Here is a 5,985-nt window from a genome sequence, read left to right as displayed (position 1 = left end):
AGTTCAGCTCGCTGACGACCGCGCCCAGTTCCTGGGTGGCCAGCCCGATGTCGACGACGATGTTGCCCAATTTTCGTGAGACTCACCTTCTGCGCACGTGGCATCGGCAGAAAAGCGCAAAAGGCTACTACTCTGGGTCACGATCACACCACGCCCAGCAGAATCGTCGCGACGATGACAATTCCGCATGCCGCGCTGGTCAGAAGCCGCCCGCGCCGTGTATGAGGGTCCGCACGATAGGGGAACAACCCTTGACGGACCCACGTGTAGATAGCCGCGGCGACAACGAATACTGCTCCGTCATAGGGCGTTTCGGTGCCGTAGAGGACGAAAATCAGTGTCGCGAGGCCGATGATCAAGCCTGCGAACGCTTCGATCAGTTGCACGGGGATTCGGCGCACCGCGAGAGTCCGGTCCGAAGCCCACATTCCCCATCTCGACCTGGTAGGTCGACCCGAACAGCATCCTGTCAAAAAGCATCCCGGGCGCCCGATCGCAATCCCGAGAAACAACCCGGGCGTTGTCATGTCCAGTAACACACCGACGCCCAGACCGAAGGCTGCTCCGCCGAGCACCAATACCGCGAGCGACACCACCAAAAATCCTTGTATGCATGCGCCGGCAGAGACGAATTTTCGAAGGCTCTGGCGGTGAAGTGCCAAGTACCAGAGCTTCGCACCCACGTAGCCGAGAAGGCAGCCGAGGATCGAAATGAGAACTGCCGCAGTGGCGTTCTCGCTCATACGGGTCAAGAGCAGTGCCTGCATGACGATGGCGAACACTGCACCCAAACCGACCAACAGCGGCCACGTCCAGAGTCGCACGCCGGGCCCGTGCACCAATGGCGCTGCGGTAGTCCAGGCCGTGGCGGTCTGCGGAGCTGCGATGTCGAACTGCCCGGTGGTGTCGTCCGGAGTTTCGATGCGCTCGGCACTGACAGTCCAACTACCAGTGGCGATTCCGCGGATTCTCGCAGTCACCGCGAAGCGTTCCCCCGCTGGAACACCGTTGACGTGGGTGACCCTCTCGAAACGTTCCGGTTCGCTGCCCGGGCTGTTGCGGGCTCCTCGGAACAGAATCGACAGATCGGAAGTAACCTCGGGCGATTCTCCCCAGTACGTTGCTGCGAGCCCCTGTGGTTCTATCTGCGTGAACGCTTCAGCGCACCCACCGCCGGGCGCAGCGAGTTCCGTTGCAGCGGTCGACTCGTCGTCACCCAATGGCCGGGCAACGCGTTCAGTGCCCGATGGCTTGGTGGGCATCGCCTTTTCGGCGATGGCCGGCGCCGGCGGTGCTTGAGCCAAGGCCGAGGCTGGCGTCGGCGCTGCTTTACTCAGATACGCCGCTGCGGCCGCTGCGGCCAGTTCTTCCACGGCACTACCGGCCGGACTGGGCCTAGCACGGGGTGTTGTGCCGACTTCGTCGTGCGGTCGTGAAGTGGGGTTCCGCTTCGGTGACGTGGCGCGTCGGGCTCGACTCTGCGTCGTAGACCGCTGTTTCGCGCGGGTTTTGGTTGATTTTTTGCTCACCGTCGCCCCAATCTCTCGGTTGGCGCGGATGCCCACCGAACTACTAAGGTCGATAGTAGCTGAACTACGAACCTGGATAGTAGGTAGAGGTCGAGCGCGAACGCGCGGGTGGGCACTGCGGCGAGACGAGGCGCTTCGAGGCCGAGCCGAGGAATATGGGAATTCCATGGTGCCGCAACGATCTTGGGCACACTCAAGAAGGACCTGGAAAGGACATCGAACGTCAACCGGCAATCGCGCGGACAGTGTAGTAGTTTGCGAGACTGGATAGGCTCCTTGTTCACCATGTTCGGAGACCGGGCACGGACTACTGGGTACGACTGCGGCAGACCCGGCGGCTGATGCGGGACTGGGCGTAGGGATCGCACTACGTTGCAGCAAGGGTGTGCAAAGTATCGAAGCGAACAATCACATCTAAGGGATCTGCAAAATGGAAGCTGACGCGATGCGCAACCACCGCCTGGTGGATTTGCCGACCAATGGCGCGGTGTTCGAAACCTCTCGGCCGGTACGGACGGGAGATATCGACGTCTCCGGGACGGTGCGACTCGATGGCGTTGCACGTTATCTGCAGGACATCGGTTTCGACGATCTCGATGCGAGCGGCGCAGCGGCTGCCCACCCGGTGTGGGTCGTGCGCCGCACAGTCATCGATGTCATTCGTCCGGTCAGCTGGCCGGCTCGTGTGCGCATGCGCAGATGGTGCTCGGGGTTGTCGAGCAGGTGGTGCACGATGCGTGTCCGCATCGAATCCGACGGCGGCGGCTTGATCGAGACCGAAGGATTCTGGATAAATCTCAATCCGGTCAACGGGATGCCTTCCAGGATCGAAGAGAGTTTCATGGCCGGACTCGGTTCGACCGCCAACGATCACCGATTGAAGTGGAAACCCTGGCACACCGCTCATCCGGGCGATGGGGAGGAAACGACATTCGTCTTACGATCGAGCGATATCGATCCGTTCAACCACGTCAACAACGCCACGTATTGGCAGCCTGTCGAAGACCTGATCAGAGATTGGGCCGGACCCCGAAATCCACTCCCCTACCGAGCGATTCTCGAATATCGCTCTCCCATCACCGCGGGAAACGACGTGACCGTGCGGTATCACAGTTCAGGGGAGAGCCTGAGTAGTTGGTTCCTGGTCTCGGGTTCGGTGTGCGCGAGTGCCTACGTCACAGCGATCGAAGTGTAAGTCCCCGGGCCGGGTCACCTCTGCGCTCTGGTCTCTTGAATCGTCATTGATCGGTTCACCTCACGAGTTCTTGACCAGGTGTGCCGGTAGCGGCGGGGTGAGTGGGTGTTCCCGGAGCGTTTCCATTACCTCGAATGTCGCGTCGAATGTCACGCATCGACAGTTCCCCGGCAGTCGATGTGCCGCCCTTTCGGACGATGTACTGGCAACGCGATAACGAAGGTGGTGCCTTGCCCGGCTCCGTCACTCGCGGCGGTGATCTGTCCACCGTGTGCTTCGACGAGTGCTTTCGCGATGGACAGTCCGATCCCTGCCCCTCCGTGAGCACGATCGCGTGCTGCGTCGGCGCGATAGAAACGCTCGAACAGATAGGGGAGGTGCTCGGCGGCGACTCCATCGCCTTCGTCGGTGAGTGTGAGGATGAACCGATCCCCTTTCACCCGTCCCCGCACCTTCACTGTGCTCTGTGATCGACTGTGGCGCAGTGCGTTGTCGAGCAGATTGCTCAACACTTGCCCTATGCGCTCCGGGTCCAGCCACACCGACGGCAGATTTCCGGGGACGTCCACGCTCAGAATGACTGCTTTCGTGTCGTATCGTTCTTCGTGCGCCGCTACCGCTGAGCTCACCAGTACCTCAGGTCTGGTCCATGTCGGTTCGATTGCAGCTCGATTCGTCTCGGCATCGGACAGCGCCGAGACGTCGCCGGAAAACCGTGCCAGACGTCGGGTCTGATCTCTGAGCATCGCAATGGTGTGATCATCGAGAGCTTCCACTCCGTCTTCGAGCGCTTCCATGAATGCTTCGAGAACAGCTACCGGCGTCCGGATCTCGTGCGCGAGATCTGCCAGCAACCGTCGACGCATCGACTCGGCAGACTCGAGACGGACCGCCATTTCGTTGAAGGCCGTCGCAAGTGCGTCGAAGTCGTCACCGAGCTGCGGCGGCGGGACTCTGGCCGCGTAGTTTCCCGCCGAGACTGCCGTGGCGGCAGTTGACACCGCAGTCACCGACCGCTGCAGCCGACGACTGAGATACCAGGTCACAGCCAGCGCGCACAACGCAGCTGCGCCGATCGCCACGGACAACGAGACCGCAGTTGCCGAGCGATATGCCTGCTCGGCATGCATTTGCTCCTCAGACATCGGAGGCACGCCCGCGCGGCGCAGATGCTCGCGGAACAAACTCGGACCGACAGTGACTGCAACGACCCATGAGGTGGCCGCTCCTGCCACCAAGACCAGCGTTTGGGCCATCAACAAACGCACGCCGACACCGAGTCCTCGGCGGGTACGCCCCTGATGAGACGAAAGTTCTTCCAGGGTAGTCATTTTCCGGAACCCATTCGGTACCCGATGCCGCGCACGGTATTGACATACAAAGGCGCGGCGGGATCATCGCCGAGTTTGCGGCGCAGATGACCGATATGAACATCGACAAGATGTTCGTTCCCCGTCCACGCAGGACCCCACACTGCTTCGATCAGTTGCCGACGGCTGAACGCCATCCCCGGCCGAGCGGCCAATGCCGCCAACACGTCGAATTCCGTCCGAGTCAGCAGAACCGGTTTCTCGGCGACCGAGACCTCTCGCCCGGCAACGTCGATCCTGAGCACCCCGAACGTCATTGGCGGACTCTCCTCGTCTCGGGTTACCGCTCTCGCAGTTGTACCGTGCGCGACTCCGCTGCGGGGTCTGCGCATCATCGCGCGGATCCTCGCTACCAACTCTCGGGGGCTGAACGGCTTGCTCATGTAATCATCGGCACCGACAGAAAGCCCGACGATGGTGTCCACTTCCTCACTGCGAGCAGTCAGCATCACCACGTATGCATCCGAAAATGTACGAAGTTCCCGGCATACCTCGATGCCGTCGATACCGGGCAACCCGAGATCGAGGACCACCACATCAGGATCGACCTCACGTGCCAGGGCGAGAGCGTCGAAACCGTTGTAGGCCACACTCACCTCGAATGACTCTCGTTCGAGGTAACTCGAGATGATCGAGGCCAGTGGGCGTTCGTCGTCGACGACCAGTGCCCGAAAACCTGCGTACCCGTCGGTTGACCGTGTTGACGTACTGTCCATGCCACCATCGTGGACTGCTCAGTCGCCGCTGCGCACGCGATACACGGTATGCGGTCACCTCTTCAGCGAATCTTCATAGAAAGCACACCGATCCCAGAGGGTTCGGCGAGCACTGTCGAAGGTGAGGAGAGTGAACGGACATGATGTGGTGGAGCGAGAATTCGGGTTATGGAATGGGTTGGGTCAGCTGGATTCTGATGGCGCTGGCGATGATCGCATTTTGGGGGTTGGTCATTGCGGCCCTACTTGCTTTGTTTCGTCCCAGGCGCAGTACCCGCAGCGAACTCCGTGGTACGAATGCGCAGCATCTGTTGGATGAGCGCTACGCCCGCGGCGAGATCGACGATGACGAGTATCGCTCCCGCAGTGAAGCTTTGGATCGATCCTCTCGTCGACACGAGAGTCGTTGACCTCTGCCGCACGCGCGCCCCGGGCTCGGTGGCGTATCAGTTCCGTTTCTCCACAACGACTAGACAAGGACAATCACAATCATGGCTATTGCGCCGTTCACAGGATCGGCTTTCAGTCGACGTACGTTTCTCGCCGCCACGGCGGCGGGGGCGGGTGGCCTGGCGTTGACCGCATGCACCACCAGCGGATCGTCCAACCCGAACCCCCCGCCGTTCGACAAGAATGCCATCACGTCCGCTGAGGCAGCGCGCCCGCATACCGGTCGCACCGTGGACTACACGCTCAATCCGCAGGGTGCCGATATCGATCTCGGCGGCATCACGGTGCGCACTCTGGCATACGGCGACAGTGTTCCCGGTCCGTTGATTCGCGCGAATGTCGGTGACGAGTTGGCGATCACCGTCAACAACGGACTCGATCATCAGACATCGGTGCATTGGCACGGCATCGCGCTTCGCAACGACATGGACGGCGCCATGCCGGCAAGCCCGAACATCGAATCGGGGCAGAACTTCACATACCGGTTCTCAGTACCTCATTCGGGAACGTATTGGGCTCACCCGCATGTCGGTCTCGACACCGACTACGGCCTGTATCTCCCCATCGTCGTCGACGACCCCCGCGAGCCCGTCGACTACGACGCCGAATGGATCGTGGTTCTCGACGACTGGACGGATGGAGTCGGTATGAGACCCCATCGCGCCGTTCCGAGGACGGACACCCCCCGGCGCGGCCCCGACCCCCACCCGACGTCACGCGAAGAC

6 protein-coding genes and 1 pseudogene are annotated in these 5,985 nt (G+C 61.3%); 3 read left to right on the top strand and 4 right to left on the bottom strand.

Annotation, left to right across the window (positions count from 1 at the left end):
* Positions 1 to 64, bottom strand: a pseudogene (locus ABT116_RS51045) (6-carboxytetrahydropterin synthase); the annotation flags it as partial.
* A 79-nt stretch (positions 65 to 143) separates the two neighbouring features.
* Positions 144 to 1,373 carry a prolipoprotein diacylglyceryl transferase family protein gene (locus tag ABT116_RS38605; RefSeq protein ID WP_051720982.1) on the bottom strand — a complete coding sequence of 410 codons (1,230 nt, stop codon included), beginning with the start codon at positions 1,371 to 1,373 and terminating at the stop codon, positions 144 to 146.
* Between the two features lie 586 nt (positions 1,374 to 1,959).
* Here ABT116_RS38605 and ABT116_RS38600 point away from each other — a divergent pair.
* Positions 1,960 to 2,724, top strand: a complete 765-nt coding sequence (locus tag ABT116_RS38600; RefSeq protein ID WP_030537783.1) for an acyl-[acyl-carrier-protein] thioesterase — start codon at positions 1,960 to 1,962, stop codon at positions 2,722 to 2,724.
* Positions 2,725 to 2,873: 149 nt separating this feature from the next.
* On the opposite strand, the gene ABT116_RS38595 is transcribed toward ABT116_RS38600, so the two are convergent.
* The gene (locus tag ABT116_RS38595; RefSeq protein ID WP_030537784.1) at positions 2,874 to 4,055 is read right to left on the bottom strand and encodes a HAMP domain-containing sensor histidine kinase; all 1,182 of its coding nucleotides are present in this window, start codon (positions 4,053 to 4,055) and stop codon (positions 2,874 to 2,876) included.
* The gene (locus tag ABT116_RS38590) at positions 4,052 to 4,810 is read right to left on the bottom strand and encodes a response regulator (RefSeq protein ID WP_030537785.1); all 759 of its coding nucleotides are present in this window, start codon (positions 4,808 to 4,810) and stop codon (positions 4,052 to 4,054) included. Before ABT116_RS38590 ends, ABT116_RS38595 begins: the two co-directional genes overlap by 4 nt.
* Before the next feature lie 140 nt (positions 4,811 to 4,950).
* On the opposite strand from ABT116_RS38590, the gene ABT116_RS38585 reads away from it, so the two are divergent.
* Both ABT116_RS38585 and ABT116_RS38580 read left to right on the top strand, forming a co-directional pair.
* Complete coding sequence (locus ABT116_RS38585) at positions 4,951 to 5,220, top strand: SHOCT domain-containing protein (RefSeq protein WP_030537786.1); 270 nt, start codon at positions 4,951 to 4,953, stop codon at positions 5,218 to 5,220.
* Between the two features lie 81 nt (positions 5,221 to 5,301).
* Positions 5,302 to 5,985, top strand: a 684-nt coding sequence (locus ABT116_RS38580; protein ID WP_351644206.1) for a multicopper oxidase domain-containing protein, incomplete at its 3' end; no start/stop codon positions are given.

Origin of the sequence: Streptomyces sp. NPDC002130 (genome assembly GCF_040296465.1) — a bacterium.
Taxonomy (GTDB): Bacteria; Actinomycetota; Actinomycetes; order Streptomycetales; family Streptomycetaceae; genus Streptomyces.
Note: the sequence above shows the minus strand (reverse complement) of the source record. Positions and strands in the feature narration are given on the sequence as shown.